At 34.8% G+C, this 18129-nt stretch carries 15 protein-coding genes; 1 reads left to right on the forward strand and 14 read right to left on the reverse strand.

The genetic code is table 11. The features are described from left to right. On the forward strand, window positions 1–915 hold the full coding sequence (locus tag BUA89_RS11075; protein WP_072957387.1) for a bestrophin family protein: 915 nt from the start codon (window positions 1–3) through the stop codon (window positions 913–915). On the opposite strand, the gene BUA89_RS11080 is transcribed toward BUA89_RS11075, so the two are convergent. The 14 genes from BUA89_RS11080 to BUA89_RS11145 form a co-directional block, all read right to left on the reverse strand. After that, window positions 912–3218 (reverse strand): GAF domain-containing protein, encoded by a 2307-nt coding sequence (locus BUA89_RS11080; RefSeq protein ID WP_072957390.1) that lies wholly within the window; start codon window positions 3216–3218, stop codon window positions 912–914. The genes BUA89_RS11075 and BUA89_RS11080 overlap by 4 nt on opposite strands. Before the next feature lie 240 nt (window positions 3219–3458). Next, on the reverse strand, window positions 3459–4013 hold the full coding sequence (locus BUA89_RS11085) for a hypothetical protein (RefSeq protein ID WP_072957393.1): 555 nt from the start codon (window positions 4011–4013) through the stop codon (window positions 3459–3461). 228 nt (window positions 4014–4241) lie between these two features. Next, a complete protein-coding gene (locus tag BUA89_RS11090) occupies window positions 4242–5294 on the reverse strand; it encodes a hypothetical protein (protein WP_072957396.1) in 1053 nt (350 codons plus the stop codon). Next, the gene (locus BUA89_RS11095) at window positions 5285–7612 is read right to left on the reverse strand and encodes a peptidoglycan DD-metalloendopeptidase family protein (protein WP_072957400.1); all 2328 of its coding nucleotides are present in this window, start codon (window positions 7610–7612) and stop codon (window positions 5285–5287) included. Before BUA89_RS11095 ends, BUA89_RS11090 begins: the two co-directional genes overlap by 10 nt. Window positions 7613–7627: 15 nt before the next feature. Beyond that, window positions 7628–8452 carry a DUF4280 domain-containing protein gene (locus BUA89_RS11100; RefSeq protein WP_072957404.1) on the reverse strand — a complete coding sequence of 275 codons (825 nt, stop codon included), beginning with the start codon at window positions 8450–8452 and terminating at the stop codon, window positions 7628–7630. 1 nt (window position 8453) lies between these two features. Continuing rightward, window positions 8454–9356, reverse strand: a complete 903-nt coding sequence (locus BUA89_RS11105; protein WP_072957408.1) for a hypothetical protein — start codon at window positions 9354–9356, stop codon at window positions 8454–8456. Window positions 9357–9613: 257 nt separating this feature from the next. After that, on the reverse strand, window positions 9614–10999 hold the full coding sequence (locus BUA89_RS11110; protein WP_072957411.1) for an NADH-quinone oxidoreductase subunit N: 1386 nt from the start codon (window positions 10997–10999) through the stop codon (window positions 9614–9616). 16 nt (window positions 11000–11015) lie between these two features. Next, a complete protein-coding gene (locus tag BUA89_RS11115) occupies window positions 11016–12509 on the reverse strand; it encodes a complex I subunit 4 family protein (protein ID WP_072957414.1) in 1494 nt (497 codons plus the stop codon). 2 nt (window positions 12510–12511) lie between these two features. Beyond that, window positions 12512–14425, reverse strand: a complete 1914-nt coding sequence (nuoL, locus tag BUA89_RS11120) for an NADH-quinone oxidoreductase subunit L (protein WP_072957417.1) — start codon at window positions 14423–14425, stop codon at window positions 12512–12514. A gap of 2 nt (window positions 14426–14427) precedes the next feature. Further along, on the reverse strand, window positions 14428–14757 hold the full coding sequence (gene nuoK, locus BUA89_RS11125) for an NADH-quinone oxidoreductase subunit NuoK (RefSeq protein WP_062652978.1): 330 nt from the start codon (window positions 14755–14757) through the stop codon (window positions 14428–14430). Between the two features lie 4 nt (window positions 14758–14761). Continuing rightward, the gene (locus tag BUA89_RS11130) at window positions 14762–15259 is read right to left on the reverse strand and encodes an NADH-quinone oxidoreductase subunit J family protein (RefSeq protein ID WP_072957421.1); all 498 of its coding nucleotides are present in this window, start codon (window positions 15257–15259) and stop codon (window positions 14762–14764) included. Then, window positions 15259–15816 carry a NuoI/complex I 23 kDa subunit family protein gene (locus tag BUA89_RS11135; protein WP_072957424.1) on the reverse strand — a complete coding sequence of 186 codons (558 nt, stop codon included), beginning with the start codon at window positions 15814–15816 and terminating at the stop codon, window positions 15259–15261. Before BUA89_RS11135 ends, BUA89_RS11130 begins: the two co-directional genes overlap by 1 nt. 101 nt (window positions 15817–15917) lie before the next feature. Further along, window positions 15918–16982: an NADH-quinone oxidoreductase subunit NuoH gene (gene nuoH / locus BUA89_RS11140; RefSeq protein WP_072957427.1), complete on the reverse strand. Its 1065-nt coding sequence runs from the start codon at window positions 16980–16982 to the stop codon at window positions 15918–15920. A 117-nt stretch (window positions 16983–17099) separates the two neighbouring features. Then, complete coding sequence (locus BUA89_RS11145) at window positions 17100–18098, reverse strand: NADH-quinone oxidoreductase subunit G (protein ID WP_072957430.1); 999 nt, start codon at window positions 18096–18098, stop codon at window positions 17100–17102. Between the last annotated feature and the right edge of the window lie 31 nt (window positions 18099–18129).

Genomic DNA, 18129 nt, shown 5'->3' on the forward strand with positions numbered 1-18129 from the left:
ATGATTATAAGGCAACGCACCAATTGGCTGAGAATGCTCTTTATCTGGAGAGGTTCCGTATTGAAGAAGATTATTGTTCAGTTAAGTATTATTACGTTGTTTTCCTTATTAATTTACTTTTTTAAAGGAAGAATATTCGACTATAAAGTTCATCTTAATCCTACAATTTTTACATTGCTGGGGCTTGCTTTAGCCATTTTTATGGGATTTTGCAATTCTGCAAGCTATGACCGATTTTGGGAGGGAAGAAAATTGTGGGGACTTTTGGTGATTGAGACAAGATCATTAACGAGGCAGATTTTCTCTTACATACACGGACCCTCAAAGGAAGAAAAGCAAAAAATAGTAAAATTAATTTCCGCATTTGGCTGGGCGTTAAATGATCAGTTGAGAGATAAAACTGGCAACGAACATCTTTCAAGACTGCTTTCTCCTGAGCAATTGGAAAAAGTAAAAGGCAAAAAATTTATTCCCAGTATTATTTTAGGTTTCATTGCAGATTGGATTCAAGAACAGCACAAAAAGGGAAATATCGATACCATTGTCATGACTCAGCTCGATCATCAGCTGAATCAGTTTTCTGCTATTTCCGGGGGGTGCGAAAGAATTTATAATACGCCATTGCCTTTTGCCTACAGTGTGCTGTTGCACAGAACAGTTTATCTGTATTGTTTTTGGCTTCCTTTTGGATTGGTAGACTCTTTGGGTTGGATGATGCCTTTGATAGTTCTTCTGATCAGCTATACATTCATTGCATTGGATGCGATAATTCAGGAAATCGGGGAACCTTTCGGCGAAGAGGAAAATGATCTGGCTCTCAACAGCATCTGCAGAACTATCGAATATTCAATTTTTGAGCAGGCTGAAATTCCGCAGGACGAATTGAAGAAGCCAAGCACTTTTTTTATCGATTAATCATTAGCAATCGAAATTCTTAATGCCAGAAGCCCTGTAATTCCTTGGAGATCTTCTACTCTTAAAAATTCAGTATCATTTTTCAGGACACCTTTTTTCTGTAGCTTATTAATGTATTCAAGATATTCTTTCTGGTTTTCCATACCAAAATAAACAATGGTGATTTTTCCCGGACAGGTAATTCTTTCTGTTGAATCTTTTACATGAGCCTTATCCAGACGTTTTTTTATTATTTCATAATAAGAATTGTAAGCTCCGTCTACATCAAACCTTTTTTCATCCATTCGGAAACGGATATCTATCTTTTCGTTATAGACAAAAATTAACGATGCTATTTCCAAAGCAATTGGAAGGTCTTTTTTGAAATTCTGAAATTCCCGTTCCACATTGCACATTGTCTTCAGCTGCCAATATCTAAGCTTATGAACAACTTTTGAATGGTAATGCAGATCCGGAGCAATATTCTGACCGGTGTAAAGATTATGTTCCACACCATCCGACTTGAATCTTTCGTAATAATGCGGGAAAATCTGCTGAGCCTGGATCTGGCTTTCATCCAGCATATCCGCAATTTTACGGTTCAGTAAAGTGATGGAATCATCAAGACTTTTTCTGTTGCCATAAAAAAGGTCACTTTGTGGGAAAACCTGTATAAAATAATCTTTAATTTTTGCTTTTACCTCGCTGGAAGACTTTATTTCAAGCTTAGCCTGCAAAAAAGGATGGATTTCATCTCTTAATAATCTTTGGAAACGCTGTTCGCTGTCAGCTTTAATTTCATTATTCAGCTCATTTTCAAAAATATCCAGTGCCAGTATATATTTTTCAGATTCAGATGTAATCAGTGAAAAAATCCCGTGAAGACAGTCAATCTGCAGATTAAGATCTTCAAGCATAAGATTGTAACGTTTTTCCGATGACGAACGGATATCTGAAAAACCGAAAAGCGGTGTCAGCGTTTTAAACGAAATCTCTTTAAGCGTATATATTTTTTTGGTTAGGGAAGCATTAAAATACCTCTCTGCCTCACTTCTGAACTTCCAGACTACACTGTCGTGGATTGTGGTGTATTCTCTCTGGATGATGGCCTCTATCTGATAATTTTTTTCAAAACTGAAACGGTTCAAAGAAAAGAGAATCATATCCGAAAAAAACTCCATTCTTTTAAGCTTCAAACCATTGAAACTATTCTGAATAGGAGAGGTAAATTCCATAATTGCCAATAGTTCATTATCTTTCATGATCGGAATGACCATAAAACTACTGATTCCGTTACTTTTCAGGATTCTGAAAGAAGGGATGGATTTAACATGATAATCCAAATTATCCACATTGGAAATAACGATAGGCTTTGGATTGTGGTTCAGGCTGTCAAATGTTATTTTTCGTGTTTCTTCATCAAAAGTATTGATCCAGAAATCTAAAATATGATTGGTGAAAACGTTTTCATAAATGGGAAGCTTTTCTAAACGCTGATCTTTTTTGTTGTACAGCATCAGTCCGAAACTAAGCTGAGGAACATCGAAATAAGATTTGAAAATTTCTACCAGATTTTCGTCTGGCGAAAGGTTTTCAGGATCAATCTGAATCATGCTGGATTTGAGATCGGAGAGGGCAACTTCTGTAGTGCAGTCTACCAGAGAAATAATACTGAATCCCTTCATAATCCAAGATTTTGAAGGAAAATATTTTTTCCAGAGGCTGTAATCGTCGAGGTTTTCCAGCAGCATATCAATTACTTCCTCGGATGGTATTTTGGCCTCTTCCGTAGGAAAGATTTCTGTAAAATCTGAATTGACTGTAATTTTATAATGCTTCATGATCCCCTGATGATTGGGAATATCATAATAAAACGGCATTAAACTTTTGATATCCCTTTTAAAATAGCTTTGTAAAATCAGGCAGCAGCAGAATACATAAAATTCGTCGTCATCAATATTTCTAAGCTCTATTTCAAAATCCTGTCCGGCATCTTTCAGAATCTTTTTGAATCTTTCGGTAAAGTTGAACGTAATGTTGAAAAGCGGGATTCCGGCAGCTTTTATTTCGTTATTGGTAAGACCTGTAGGAAAAAGATCGGCCAACAAAAGTTTGATGATATCTTCATATTTTTCCAGTAAAGAAAAGTCCTGAAATCCGTCTTTCAGTTCCTGAAAATTCCTGGTTTTCTCGATCAAAGATTCGGCATAATTGGCACGGTATTCCAAACGGTCGTTGTATCGGATGTGTTCTAACACATCCAGATATTTTTTGAAAGAAACATATACCTGAAATGGAGCGTCTTTTTTGTAAAGATTTGCCAAAAGATGAAATTTAGAGTAAAGTTATGAAAAAACTATAAATTTTTTGTTTTGTATTTACAATAGTTTTTGGCATGATGGCTTATTTGGTGGGGAAAATTATATTGTAGTGAAATTTACTTTGTAATAATCAGTTCTTTATTATGCTTTTGTGTGGATGTATTCTGTTACATCTTTTTTAAGTTTGAACAGGTTCGAGATTAAGATTGGTTTCATTGTTCTTTTAAGTTAAACAATAATTACCTATTCAACTTCATCTCCATACAATATAAGCTTGTTTAGAAAATCACGATTCCAGTTTTCTGTATAAATGTTCTGAAGTTCTGATGACCATCCTGATGTATCCTTTTTTTCATTACCAAAATAACATGAAGAATAATATTTCCCTGTGATAAAATTAAACGACTTAATATATTTGTTTTTATTTTCTTTCGAATAACTGAGATCATACCCAATAACTTGTATTTTCTTATTTTTAGGATTGAATCTGATTTTAATTTTTTCAATTAAATCTTTCTTTTCTCCGGAAATATTAGGTTTTGTAATTTGATTTGCATAATCTATCCGGAGTTCTATAGTTTTATCTTTATCTATGGGATCGTTTAAGAAATAATCTGATTTAATATTATTATATAAAATGCTATTATTTAATACTGGTATTTCAATTATTTTATTTAATGATGATAGTTGTACAGAAAGTATAAAGTTTGAAAGATCATCACTTTTTTTCGATTGAATTTTCACTTCATCTTGTGTGTTATCATCATCAAAATATAATGATTTTGGAGGTTCATACAATGTATCGATAGTGGATTTTGAAGAATTGCTAACTGTATTTTTTTTTTTGACAAGAGATATTAATGGTAAATAGGCATATTATTAATATTTTGTTCATAATCAGTTTTTATATGATTAAAGTTTTGTAGTTTTTTTTAATTTCAGTTTTTAATCCTACTTTTATGTATATATCCCTCTTTGCCTTCATTTATTTTTACTAAAAACCAATCTTCAGAGAAATATGCTCCGTTATTTTGACAACAAATTTCTTAAAAATTCTTTATCAACATTTTCAAACTGAATTGTTCCAAAATCTTTTTTAGTGTTAATTTTTTCCCAATCTTTTGAGCTGTTATCATCATCGAACATTGCTGTAATGCCATATTTATGCAAGTATAATTGTTCTTCTTTAGCATCATAAATAAATGTGGTGTATTCATTTTTTGTAGGATTACCTTCTGTGATATTGTCTTCAAAGGTGATATAATTGTTTTTTGTTACAATTTTCTTTAAACCAATTCCTGTAGAATTAGAGTTTGGAGGAGTTAATAGTTTTTCATTTTTAAATATTATTTTGTTATTTGAGTTTTTGTTTGAAATAGCAATAATAATTGAATAATATTCATTTCCCTTATTCTGTATTATTTGTATTTTATCCTGAATTCCATCCTGATTTATATCGGCGTTTTTTTCTTGTATGATTTCTCCATTACTTTCCTTCAACAAATTATTCTTTCTATCATTCAATAATTGAACTGTTTTATATCGCTTTAGTTCATAATTATTTTTGTTTTCATTTTGTGATATAGAGATTGCTAATGTTTGATTTTTAAAATTCACCTCAAACTTTTTTTCTTCCTTATTTTTTTCTGCATTTTTTACCTCATAATAAATGCTATCATAATATTTCAATGTATTGTTATTGTAATAAAAAATATAGAAAACTGAACCATAATAATCATCACCTTCGACTAAAATTATATGATCATTTGTTCTTTTGAAATTCCAAATATTAATTGAAGCACTTTCTAATACAAGATTTGTATCATAAATATTATGATCAATAGATAGATCGTAGGTGAAATTTTCTGCTTGTACTAATTGGAAGATATTTTCCTTGTATAAATATTTAAAATTATTTTCATCTTTTGAAATTTGTTTTTGTAGGATAAACTCACTGTTTTCATTTTGTGAATATGAGAGTGTGGTTTTACCTTGCAACTCCGCTTTGTTTTCTTGACCATTACAAGAAAACAAAAGTAAAATACTTACACCATAAAATATTTTTTTTACTAATTCCATTCTTTTTCTTTTATTTTATTTTGATATTCGATTTCGGCTTTTGATAGCTCATCTTCTGTTTTGAATTTAAAATATACTGAAGGATTACATTTTCCATTCAGTCCTGAAGCAGAGCCCACATTTGATACCTCAAAATGAAGGTGCGGATTTCTTGTAGTAAAATGTTTACCTTTCCAGCCAGAAACTCCGGTTAACCCTATAACACTATCATGTTCTACAATATCTCCTTCTTTGAAAAAATTGTTTTTGCTTAAATGCCAGAATGTAAGATAGATAGTTCCATTTTCGTCAAAACCCCTTTCCAAAATCTCTCCTTTGTCTTTATATTTAGGCTTATACGAACTGTTTTTTAATGATTTAAAAGTCTTTAAATCTATAACTTCTAAAACAACAACATGACCTGCCATTGAAGATGAAGTATATATCTTATGTACTTTACTTTTTAAACATGCATAAACTTTTGTTCCCGGGACAGCAAGTAAATCATTTCCTGTATGATTCTCACTTTTATCTCGTATTTTTTCACCAAAGGAACCATGCCACGGTTTATGTCCCCCACCTTGTGAATACATGCAAAGCATTGGATTGTCAATTGGATTTCTCCATTTTCCACTTGGTTTTATGTCTTCATTTTGAACTTTAGAACACAAGTTTACTTTAAAAACTGAATAGGTTTTGTTAAAGTTTTCTCTTCTTTCTGCATATGTAGGAGTTCCTTCATTTACTATTTTAGTAATGCTATCAACAATCTCTTTTCCTCCTTTATCGGATTTTAATTGTAAATCTTTCCAGTACCAAAAAGCCATGGAAGAGAGGACACTTTCTTTATGCTTTAGTAAGTTATCCGGATTGTTGACAATATCAAAATTATATCCTTTTTTAATAAGCCTCTTATTAACTTCGGTATAGTTTGTTCTTCCGGTTACTTGAATAATCCCCTTCCCCATAAATTTCCAACCATCACCCTCTTGTATATTTCCTAATCTATATTTTGGATCTCTGTTTTTGTCAGCATATACACGATTGGCAATTTCTTTGCTATTTGCAGCTTGTATACCTTTATCATTGTAACTATTTAGGTCTTTTCTACCATAAAGATTGGCTTCATTATGATGTGTCTTAAAATAATCAAAAGGACTTGCACTCCATGTTCCTGATTTATACTGACCTCCGTTAACTAAATCTTTTACCCAACCTGACCCTTTTGTAAAGTCTCCGTCTTTTAATCTTCGGGCACTGTAATTAAAGCTTTCAGGTTCACTCAATTTCAAATTTGTTCCTACCTCTTCAAGAACTTGAGCAAAGAAATGTGCTTTTCTCAAACAAGTATTAATTTCAAATTTTAGGTTCCCATCATTAAATGCTGTTAGTAAAGCTTTTTTATTATCTTCACTTGCAGAAGTAAAAATTTTATCTACTTCTTCTTTCGTAAGACTTTCACATCTCGGGCATTTCCCATCCTCCTTTTTCCCTTCACTTTTCCCCACACTCGTCGCAGTCCTTGTTTTTTCAACATCATCCCCAATTTTCCCAACTCCTTGGGCAATAATGTCGGTAGCTTTTTCAATGAATCCTGCAGACTTCTTTTTCTTTTCGGCTTTTTGCTGTGGCTGTTGCGGCCGCTGCTGTTGTCCTTCTGTCACAGAAACGGGTGTTTTATTAGTTACCTCTTTTAGTTGGTATGTTGCCGTTACAAAAAACTTTTTTGTAACATTATTATTTCCTGAAAAAAAGCTCATCCACGTTTGTGGTGTTGCATATTCTGCAAGATTAAATTTTATTTTGGCTATTCCGTTTTTGTCAACTTTAGCTGTTTTAGGCTTCTGATATTTTTTTTCTTCTGTCACTCCTTCTTCCCAAAGGTAGAAAGTTATTTCTTTTCCAACTAAATTGGATGTTCGGGCTTCTGCACTCAGACTTTCGTTGAATCTGGCTTTATTTACATCTTCATTATCTCTGTTTAATAAAATTACCCTTCCAATTACAGGTTCTTTTTTTGTTCTTGGCACAACTACTAAGTTCGTGGTCAATTTTTTCTCAATCTGATTAAGAAAATTCTTACTTTCTGTATGCACTTCTATTTTAAACGGAATACCCACCACTTTTTCACCAAATGTATAAGAAACTTTCTCCCCATATTTTATGTTTCCTGAAACCTGTTTCCATTTGTTATTTACCTGTTTATATAAAGTCCAGAAGTATTTTTCATCATCTTTTTTCCCGAATAAAGGATTGCCAAATTTATAAATGAAATCTGATAGTTCATAGTAGGTTTTTTCTTCTGCTTTGGGATTTGTAGTTCCTTTTATAGTTTCCATAATTCCATGTTTTTATTATTCAACTTCAAAAGGATCTTCTCCGTTTATTTCTTCTTTAAACTCCTCAAAATCCACCACAGGATTATACACTTGCTGTTCCTTAGAATCAGCATTGTTGACATTGCTTTTACCTAATTCTGATTGCTGCCCATGCTTTAGAATTGTAATTTTTCCACCGGTGCTGCACATCAATTCGGATATTTCTGTAACACAGCTTTTTCCCATCACTTGTACCTTGTCATAAGTTTTCGTCCATTTTCCGGCTGCTGCATAAGCACATGGGAGGTAACCGCCTGAACTTGGCTTGAGCTTACATTGTCCGAAAGGTTGAGCAGGAGGATCAAATTGTAAATCATCTTCTGTTACGGCGAGATAAGCGGCTTCTCCGTCTGCGTCATTCCAATAATGTTTTTGATGGCTGGTTACTTTAAATTTTGGAAATTTAAACCCTTGATTGCATTGAACCACTCCTTTTTGGATGACGAAATATTTTCTGTCATGTTCAGTTGAAGAATTTTCATTGTTTTTCTGCTTTTCCTGATCTGAAGAATTATCGGTTTCTTTTTCATTGTTTTCCTGAGAGTCATTGTTATACTCAGTTTCTTCTTCATAATTATCATTCATACAATCCTCTTCATCCTCTGATCCAGAATCCTCTAAAAAAAACTGAGGATCATCAGGAATTAAAATAGAAGTTCCGGAAGGTATTTCGTTGAAAATAACTTCACTTTCAGAACAATTCAGATTATGAAAAGTTCTGAGGTAGTTTTCATCTTTAATACTAAACTTTTTTGCAATGCTGGCGAAACTGTCGGTTGGTTGTGTTTGGTAGGCTTTCATCTTAATTTTGTGTTAAGTGTAGTCGGTGTTTTTGAAATAATTCGTTTTGGTGCCAAATACTGACAGAAGATTTTACTTCATGCAGTTGTTTTGTCGTTTTATTTGTAAAATATTCTATATGAATTTCAGCATGGATATTCTCTTCAAAATCTTCATCTTCAATTGGAATTCCTTTCAGTAATTCTCTGAGGCTACATTTTTCTGATAATGTTCCGAATATTTTTGTTTCCACGAAATAAGAGTCATCAAAATTTTGCTCTGCGTTAAAACTAAATTCTAAAGGAAATGAATTGCTGTATATAAAGAATCTTTCCCTCCAGTCGGCCTTTTTATGAAACCATTCCAGATTTATAAATAAAGTTTGATATAATAAGCCGGATTGCATCTGTCTGAAAAAATAATTTTCATCAGATAATTTTTCAACAAAAAAATCAATATAGCTTTTTGAAATATCTCCTATAAAAAAATCTTCGAGTTCGGGTCTCTTTTTGCTAAATTGTTCAACTAAATTATGATGATGAAAACAAGATTCTAATCTTCCGTTCTGTGAAAGTTTGTAAGATATAGGGTAGATCTTATTCATGCAGGCTAAAGAAAGCGATGAAACTTTATCATCATGAACTGCTCCGTTTTTGGTGAAATTTTCTACTACTGTTTCTGCAATAAAACCATCTTTACTATTCTGAATATTGAGGTTAACAGAATAATTAAAGTTTAAACTTTCTTTATAAGATTCTTCAAAAATTTCCGAAACAAGATATTTTGAAGCATGAAAATCTGGAAAATATTCTTTTGATGGAAGCATTTTCTCTTTTCGGATTTCCTGTTGTTCTTTTGAAATATAAAAAGTGGGAATCAATATAAATTCAACTCCGTGAAGATTTCCAAACCAGAGTTTCTCCATCTTTCCACAGTTTTGATTGTGAAATTGCTTCAGTTCTTCTTCAGTTATCCTTAGACGGGAGGCTAAGGATGCGAGATTATCTTGAGGCCGTACTTTGTGCTTTACGAAATTTGGTATCATTTGTGTGTTTTGTTTTGATAAAGCTAAGAAGTTTTCATTAAATATTTTGTAGTAATTCTACGACAAGTGATAAGATTTTAGTATAAAAAAACCTCCCAAATAATCGGGAGGTTTAGATTGTATATTTCAGTTTAGAATTATAATCCGAAAACGCCTGCAAATAAATCCGGAGCAACTCCTAAGATGATTACTGCAGCGATCACAAAAACACCAACAATATTATAAGTTAATGTCACTTTTTCTGAAGATTTGAATGAACTTTCTTTGAAGAAGAACATCGAAATGATCAGTCTTAAATAATAAGCAATAGAAACTGCAGATCCTAAAACCGCTACCAACACCAAGAAAACTCCGTGTGTTGAGTTCATTGCCTGAGAGAATAAAGCAAATTTTCCCATGAAACCAGCCGTTAACGGAACTCCTGCCATTGAAAGCATTGAAATTGCCGCAACCGTTGCCAATAAAGGTTCTGTTTTTGCCAATCCTTTGAAAGCTCCGAAAGACGTTTCTCTTTTTAGTTTTTCAACATAGATCAAACACATGAAAACTCCTACTGTGGATAAAGCGTAAGCGAATAAATAGAACGCTAAATTATAAGTAGAAAGGCTTGTCATTCCGAAGAACACCAACCCAATGTATCCTGCGTGAGAAACTGATGAGTACGCTAACATTCTTTTTGCATTCGTCTGAGCAAGACCCATAACGTTTGCCAAAAGTAACGTAATAATTAAGAATACTCCGAAAACATTGATCCAGTCTTCTGTAACACCACCAAATCCAATCGTCATTAATCTGAATAGGGCAAAGAATCCTGAGATCTTTACAACACTCGCCATGAAAGCGGTGATCAATGAAGGTGCTCCATAATAAACATCAGGACTCCACATGTGGAAAGGCGCTAATGCTACTTTGAATGCCAATGCACAAAGGATCAATAAAACTCCTAAGATGAACATGATATCTTTAGGGTTCGAAACTCCGAAATCCTGGATTTTATATAAATCAAAACTTCCAACACTTCCGTAGATAAATGCAATACCGAACAACAAGAAACCTGTTGCGAATGCACCCATTAAGAAATATTTTATGGAAGCTTCGTTTGATCTTAAATCAGTTTTGTTCGCTCCCGCCATTACATATAAAGGAATAGAAAGGATTTCAACTCCTAAGAATAACGTTACTAAGTTTTGATATCCGAAAAGGATAATTCCACCGCACAATGCGAAAAGCATTAATGCATATAATTCAGATTGGTGGCTTCTGTGATTGCTGAATGCAAAACCTCCCAAAAAGAATAATAATAATGTCGTTACGATTGATATTTTTGTGAATAACGCAGTATTGGCTGTGTAGTCGTACATGTGTCTGTACTGTGCGAAGAAAGCACATTCCGGCATGAAACTTACCCATAATGCGATGATTAATCCCAAAATCCCAATGTATCTTGCGAATTTCCCTTGTTCAAAAACTCCTGAAAATAACGCAACAACTGCCGTTAGGAAAACAATAATTAAAACACTCATTTCTTAAAATATCAAATTAGCTTACCATTGATTGGTAGATAAACTTCAACGAACTATTCACCATTTCGATTATCGGTTGTGGGAAAATACCAAATATAATCACAAAAACCGCGATACTTGCCAGTACAGAAAACTCTACTGAAGATAAATCTTTTGCTGTGCTTAAAACAGCATCATCTCCTTGTCCAAACATTGCTTTTCCGTAGAATCTCAATAAATATACAGCAGCAAGAATTACCGTAAGACCAGCGATTACCGCTGCCAATCCGTTAAAATCATATACAGATTTCAACAAAATAAATTCTCCGATGAATCCATTAGTCAATGGAACTCCCATTGAACCTAATATAATGATCAGGAATAATACGGCGAACTTAGGAGCAACTTTCGCCAAACCTCCCATTTGTCTGATGTCTCTTGATTTAAATCTCTTGTATAAAATATCACAACAGTAGAATAAACCTACCACGTTGATACCGTGAGCAAAAGTCTGTACCAAAGCTCCTTCAGCACCTTCGATGTTGAAAGTTCCTCTTAAAGAAATTACGGCTGAAGCAAAAATACCTGCTACCATCAATCCCACGTGAGAGAAAGAAGAATACGCAATGATTCTCTTTATATCCGATTGAATGATAGCAATTAAAGCCCCGTGTACAATTCCTACAATTGCAAGAATAATTACAATCTGTCCCGAAATTCCTGCAATTGGAAGGGGAGTGATGGGTAATAAATAACGAAGAACTCCATAAACCGCCATTTTAAGCATGATACCCGATAAAAGCATCGATCCTTGAGTCGGCGAATAGGTATATGTATCAGGCTGCCAAGTATGGAAAGGAAATACCGGCAATTTCACTGCAAATGCAAAGAAAATAAACCAGAATACCACAGTCTGTTGTGTTTCGTTTAATTGAGCATTATAAAGATCTGTCAGTGCAAAAGATGCAGAATGATTGTAAACATAAATCAGTCCAGCTAACATGAATAATGATCCAACGAATGTATAGACAAAGAATTTCGTAGTGAATTCAAATCTTTTATTTTCCTGACCCCAAAGTCCGGCAATGAACCAGATCGGAATCAAAGTTACTTCCCAGAAAATATAGAACAACAATCCGTCAAGCGAAGTGAAAACTCCTACCAATCCGAATTGCATCAGCAAAATCAAACCGTAGAAAGTATTTCTGTAGCTTACATTTTCATTAAAAGAAGATAAAATAATGATTGGCGCTAAAATATTAGTCAACAATAAAAGAAGCAAACTCATCCCATCGATACCGAAGTGAAGAGAGCTCTTCATAAATTGTGACCAAGGGTAATTGATCTCGTGCTGTAGTACGCTGTTTACCGTCGGAGTAAAGTCAAAGTCCGCTGTAATATAAAACGTTACAAGCATTTGTACCAATGCAATTCCCAGTGCCAAATATTTGCTGGAACTACTCTTCCAGGCAAAAACTAATCCCGAACCTACTAGAGGTAATAGTAATAATGTTAATAATAAACAAGACATTATTATTGTAATATAAAGTTAACAATCAGTATAATTCCCACAGCTAAAGACATGATCAGAATGTAATTCTCTACATTTCCGTTCTGAATACGCTTCATCGCTTTTCCGCTGTCTTCGGCACCTTCGCCTACGAAGTCTACAAAACGATCAAGAATACCTTTATCAAACATCTTTCCTCCGCGTCCTAATCCTTCAACAGTTTTTACAATTAATGCATTGTAAAGTTCGTCAACATATAATTTTTTAGCAGACAGCTTTTCCCATCCGGTGTATTGCTCTTCAGGAAGTGCTTGTTTTTTCTTGTTCACATAAGTATTTTTAACGATGAACCAAACACAAAAGAACATTAAAACTGTAGCTCCTAAAAGTATCATTTCAGTACCAAACGGAACACCTGAAAGGGTAGCTTCCATTTGCTTAAAGCTTTCCTCAGTAAGAACCGGCTTCAGCCATTCCATTAATTTTGCATAATGACCGTGACCGATGAAGTGAGGAAGGTTAATTAATCCTCCTACAACAGAAAGAATAGCCAATACGATCAATGGTAAGGTCATATTTGACGGGCTTTCGTGTAAGTGGTGTTTTTGATCTTCAGTACCTCTGAACTCTCCGTGGAAAGTTAAATAGTACAATCTGAACATATAGGTTGCAGTAATAGCCGCTAAAATGAATAATAATACCCAATAGATTGGATTTTTAGCGAAAGCTGCTACTAGAATTTCGTCTTTAGAGATCATCCCTGATAATAAAGGGAATCCTGAGATAGCTAATGTTCCGATCAGGAAAGTTGCGTGAGTAATTGGAATATATTTTTTCAAACCTCCCATGAAACGCATATCCTGCTCGTTGCTCATGGCGTGGATCACAGAACCTGCTCCCAAGAACAATAATGCTTTGAAGAAAGCGTGTGTCATTACGTGGAACATCGCTGTTGTATAAGCGCCAAGACCTAAAGCAATGAACATAAATCCAAGTTGTGAAACTGTAGAATATGCCAATACCTTTTTGATGTCGTTCTGACGCAGTGCGTAGAATCCTGCCAAAGCAGCGGTTAAGAATCCGATGAATAAAATTCCTCCCTGAACTGTTGGGGCTAAAGTAAATAAGAAGTTGGATCTTACTACTAAATAGATACCCGCCGTTACCATCGTTGCCGCGTGAATTAACGCAGAAACAGGAGTTGGACCGGCCATCGCGTCCGGTAACCAAGTATATAATGGAACCTGAGCCGATTTACCCGTTGCACCGATAAATAAACTCGCTGTAATAAAGATAATTACTGTTCCGTCTAATTCAAATTTTCCTGCGTTTTGCGCTACAGAAACATAATCTAATGAATTTGTCTGTGCTGCAATCATGAAAATACCGATCAATAACGCAAGGTCACCGATTCTGTTCATGATGAATGCTTTTCTCGCTGCTTTACCGTATTCTTCGTTGGTGTACCAGAATCCGATCAGTAAATAAGAACATAATCCTACACCTTCCCATCCAATGAATAAGATCAGGTAGTTACATCCCATTACCAATAATAACATGGAGAAGATGAATAGATTTAAATAAGTAAAAAACTTATAGAAACCTTTATCGTGGCTCATGTATCCGATAGAGTACAGGTGAATTAAAGATCCGATTCCTGTGATAATCATTACCATCATTAATGAAAGCTGATCGATCTGGAACCCGAAATCAATCTGAACTCCGTTTACTGTGAACCATTTGAAAGCCTTTACGATAACAGCAGGACTTTCAGAATCGAAATTCATGAAAAGACTTACTGCAATACAGAAAGATCCGAAAACCATTGCCGTAGCCAAGCTACCCACAACAATTTTAGGAAGATTTTTGCCGAAAAGCCCGTTAATAAGAAAACCTAAAAGTGGTAAAAGTACTATTGCATATATTAAATTCTCCATTCTTATCCTCTTAATTTATTAAATATACTTACATCAACAGAACGGGTATTTCTATATAGCATAGCAATAATTGCCAAACCAACCGCTACTTCCGCAGCAGCAACCACCATAATGAAGAAAACTAAAAGTTGTCCGTCTCCGTTACCTTTGTACGCAGAAAATGCAGCCAATAAAAGGTTCGTAGAATTTAGCATAAGCTCAACACAACCCAAAATAACAATAGCATTTTTTCTCAACAATACACCCAACACTCCTAAACTGAACAATACAGAAGAAAGAATGATGAAATAATTCAGAGGGATGCTTTGTATAAATGTATTTACTTCTCCCATAATTTTATAAATCTTTTTTACCGATTAATACCGCACCTACAATACCTGCCAAAATAAGGATGGATGCAAGCTCAAACGGTAAAACATATTCATTAAACAAAAGTCTACCCAGATTTTTCGTCAAACCAACGCCTTTGTCTACATTTTCAACAACAACGTGGTTTTGCTGAACACCTCTGAATACGCCCAAAATTCCTGTTAATAAAAGACCTGCTGTAAAAACTCCAATAAATTTTAAAGTATTGTTCTTCTTACTTTCGTCTTGTTTATTAAGGTTAAGCATCATCAGGATATAAAGGAATAATACCATGATCGCTCCGGCGTAAACAATAATCTGGATAATCGCCAGGAATTGTGCATTCAGAAGGATGTACATACCTGCGATAGAAAACATTGTAACAATTAATGACAAAATAGCATATAAAGGATTTCTGGCAAATACGAAATAAACCGCACTTGCCACTGCTAAAAACGCCACCAAGAAAAATAAAAACTGATCCATTATTTTACCGCATTTTTTTGTTTCTCGGATTGTCTTTCAGTGATATCAATCCTTTCATTTATTTTTTCAACCAATTTATCTTTTCCATAGATGAAAGAACCTCTGTTGGTTTCCACGTCTACCAATCTGTCTGTAAGATAGATCGCAGATTTAGGACAAGCTTCTTCACACATACCGCAGAAAATACATCTCAGCATATTGATTTCATATACCGATGCGTATTTTTCTTCTCTGTAAAGATTTCTTTCTTCCTTGGTTCTTTCGGCAGCAGTCATTGTAATTGCTTCTGCAGGACACGCCACCGCACAAAGTCCGCAAGCTGTACATCTTTCTCTGCCTTCCTCGTCTCTTTTCAAAACGTGCTGACCTCTCCAGATATCTGCTCTCGGTTTCTGTACTTCCGGATACGAATATACTGCGGGAGCACCTTTCAATACGGTTCTTACAGCATGCTTAAATGTAATCCCCATTCCTGTAAAAATCGCAGGTAAGTAGATTTTTTCAGCAAGGGTCATTTCTTTGTTAGAAACAACTTTTGATCTGTTCGTAAGTTTCATTTTCTTTTATTATTAAATGTTAGAAGATGGAAGCTGGAAGATGGAAGTTTATCGCATCATCGCATTTTCACATCAGCTCATTTTCAAATTTTCAAATTATTCTAGTTTGCAAACGCTAAAATTACAGCTCCTGTAATTAATAAGTTTACCAATGCCATTGGAATTAACGTTTTCCAACCTAAGTGCATTAATTGGTCATATCTAAATCTTGGAAGCGTCCATCTGATCCACATGAAGATCAAAATTCCGATCACTGTTTTAGCTAAAAATGCTACTATACTCAAGATTCCTGCAGTGTTTTCACCCCAGTTTTGAGTTACCCATTCAATTCCAGGATAGTTGTAACCTCCGAAGAAAAGAACCACCATGAAAGCGTTAGAGATAAACATATTCACGTATTCACCGAACATATATAAACCTAATTTCATGGATGAGTATTCTGTAGAATATCCGGTTACCAATTCAGATTCACACTCAGGTAAATCGAAAGGGTGTCTGTTGGTTTCTGCTAAAGCTGCTACAAAGAAAACAAGAAAAGCAATCGGCTGGTAGAAAATATTCCAGTTAAGACCAGAAACCCATGGAATGAATCCCCAAAGTTTTCCGTTGGTCTGACTTGCCGTAATTTCTTTTAAATCTAAACTTCCTGTCATCATAATGATAGAAAGCAAAGCCAATCCCATCGCCAATTCGTAAGAAATCATCTGAGAAGAAGCACGGATAGCACCTAATAATGAATATTTGTTGTTCGAAGCCCAACCTCCGATCATGATTCCGTAAACCCCAATTGAAGCCATTCCGATGATGAAAAGTACACCAACATCGATGTTAGCCACCTGAAGATCATAAGAAGTACCTGCAATATTTAAACTTTTACCCCAAGGAATAACTGCTCCCGTGATTAATGAAATAAACATTACCAAAGCCGGCCCCAATACGAAAAGGAATTTTTCTGCATTTTGAGGTGTAAAATCTTCTTTAAAGAAAAACTTTCCACCATCAGCAAGAGGCTGCAGCAATCCGAAAGGCCCAGCTCTGTTGGGACCAATTCTATCCTGCATGATAGAGGCAACTTTTCTTTCTGCCCAGGTAGAGTAGGCTGCAATCGTTAACGAAAGCAGGAAAAGCGCTAGTACAAGTATAAGTTTAAATGTAAGTAAATCCATTTTTATTTTTATAGATGTTAGATATTAGAGGTTTGAAGATGGAAGCTGGAGGATGGAAGTTGTTTTCGCCAAACCAGAAGTTTCATTTTCAAATTAACTCATTATCAAATTTTCAAATTATTTTTCGTCTTTTTCACTGATTTCTTTCGCCATCGGATTGTCTAAAACTCTTAGCTCATCCTTTGGTTTTTCATAGTGATTCAATGAAATAACTGAATGTCTGTCGATATGTCTAGGACCTTCGATGTTCCAGTCAGAAAGTTCTTTTCTTTCGAAACGGCAAGTATCACAGATGAATTCTTCAACTTCTCCCCACTGATCTTTTCTTGCAGTAACTCTCACGATTTCGTCACCTTTCATCCAAACTGTAGCTTTTCCTGAACATTTGTCACATTTACAAGTAGCGTTCATTGGTTTTGTAAACCAAACTCTGCTTGCAAAACGAGAAGTTCTGTCTGTTAATGCCCCTACCGGACAAACGTCGATTACGTTTCCGATGAAATCATTATCTAAAGCTTTATTTAAATAGGTTGAAATTTCAGCGTGATCTCCTCTGAAAAGAATTCCGTGCTCTCTTTCTCCAGTTAATTGGTTTGCAGCCAATACACATCTTGCACAAAGAATACAACGGTTCATGTTCAATTTGATGTGAGGACCAAGATCATCTGCTTCGTAAGTATTTCTTTCAAACTCAGTTCTTGTCTGAAGATTTCCGTGCTCATAGCCCAGATCCTGAAGGTGACATTCACCGGCCTGATCACAAACAGGGCAATCTAATGGGTGATTAACCAACAAAAACTCAGTGACAGCTTTTCTACCTTCCTGAGCTTTTTCAGAAGTAAGATTTTTTACTTCCATACCATCCATTACGTTGGTTCTGCAGCTTGCAACCAATTTTGGCATAGGACGAGGATCTGCTTCCGACCCTTTAGAAACTTCTACAAGACAAGTTCTACATCTTCCTCCGCTGGTTTCCAATTTGCTATAATAGCACATTGCAGGAGGTACAGATTTTCCACCGATTTGTCTGGCAGCTTCCAAAATAGAAGTACCCGGCAAAACTTCGGTAGTCTGTCCGTCTATAGTTATTTTGAATTTTTTAACCTCTTCGCTCATATTCTATGCTTTTCGCTTATGCTGTTAAAAG

Origin of the sequence: Chryseobacterium arachidis (assembly GCF_900129245.1) — a bacterium.
GTDB classification, from domain to species: Bacteria; Bacteroidota; Bacteroidia; order Flavobacteriales; family Weeksellaceae; genus Chryseobacterium; species Chryseobacterium arachidis.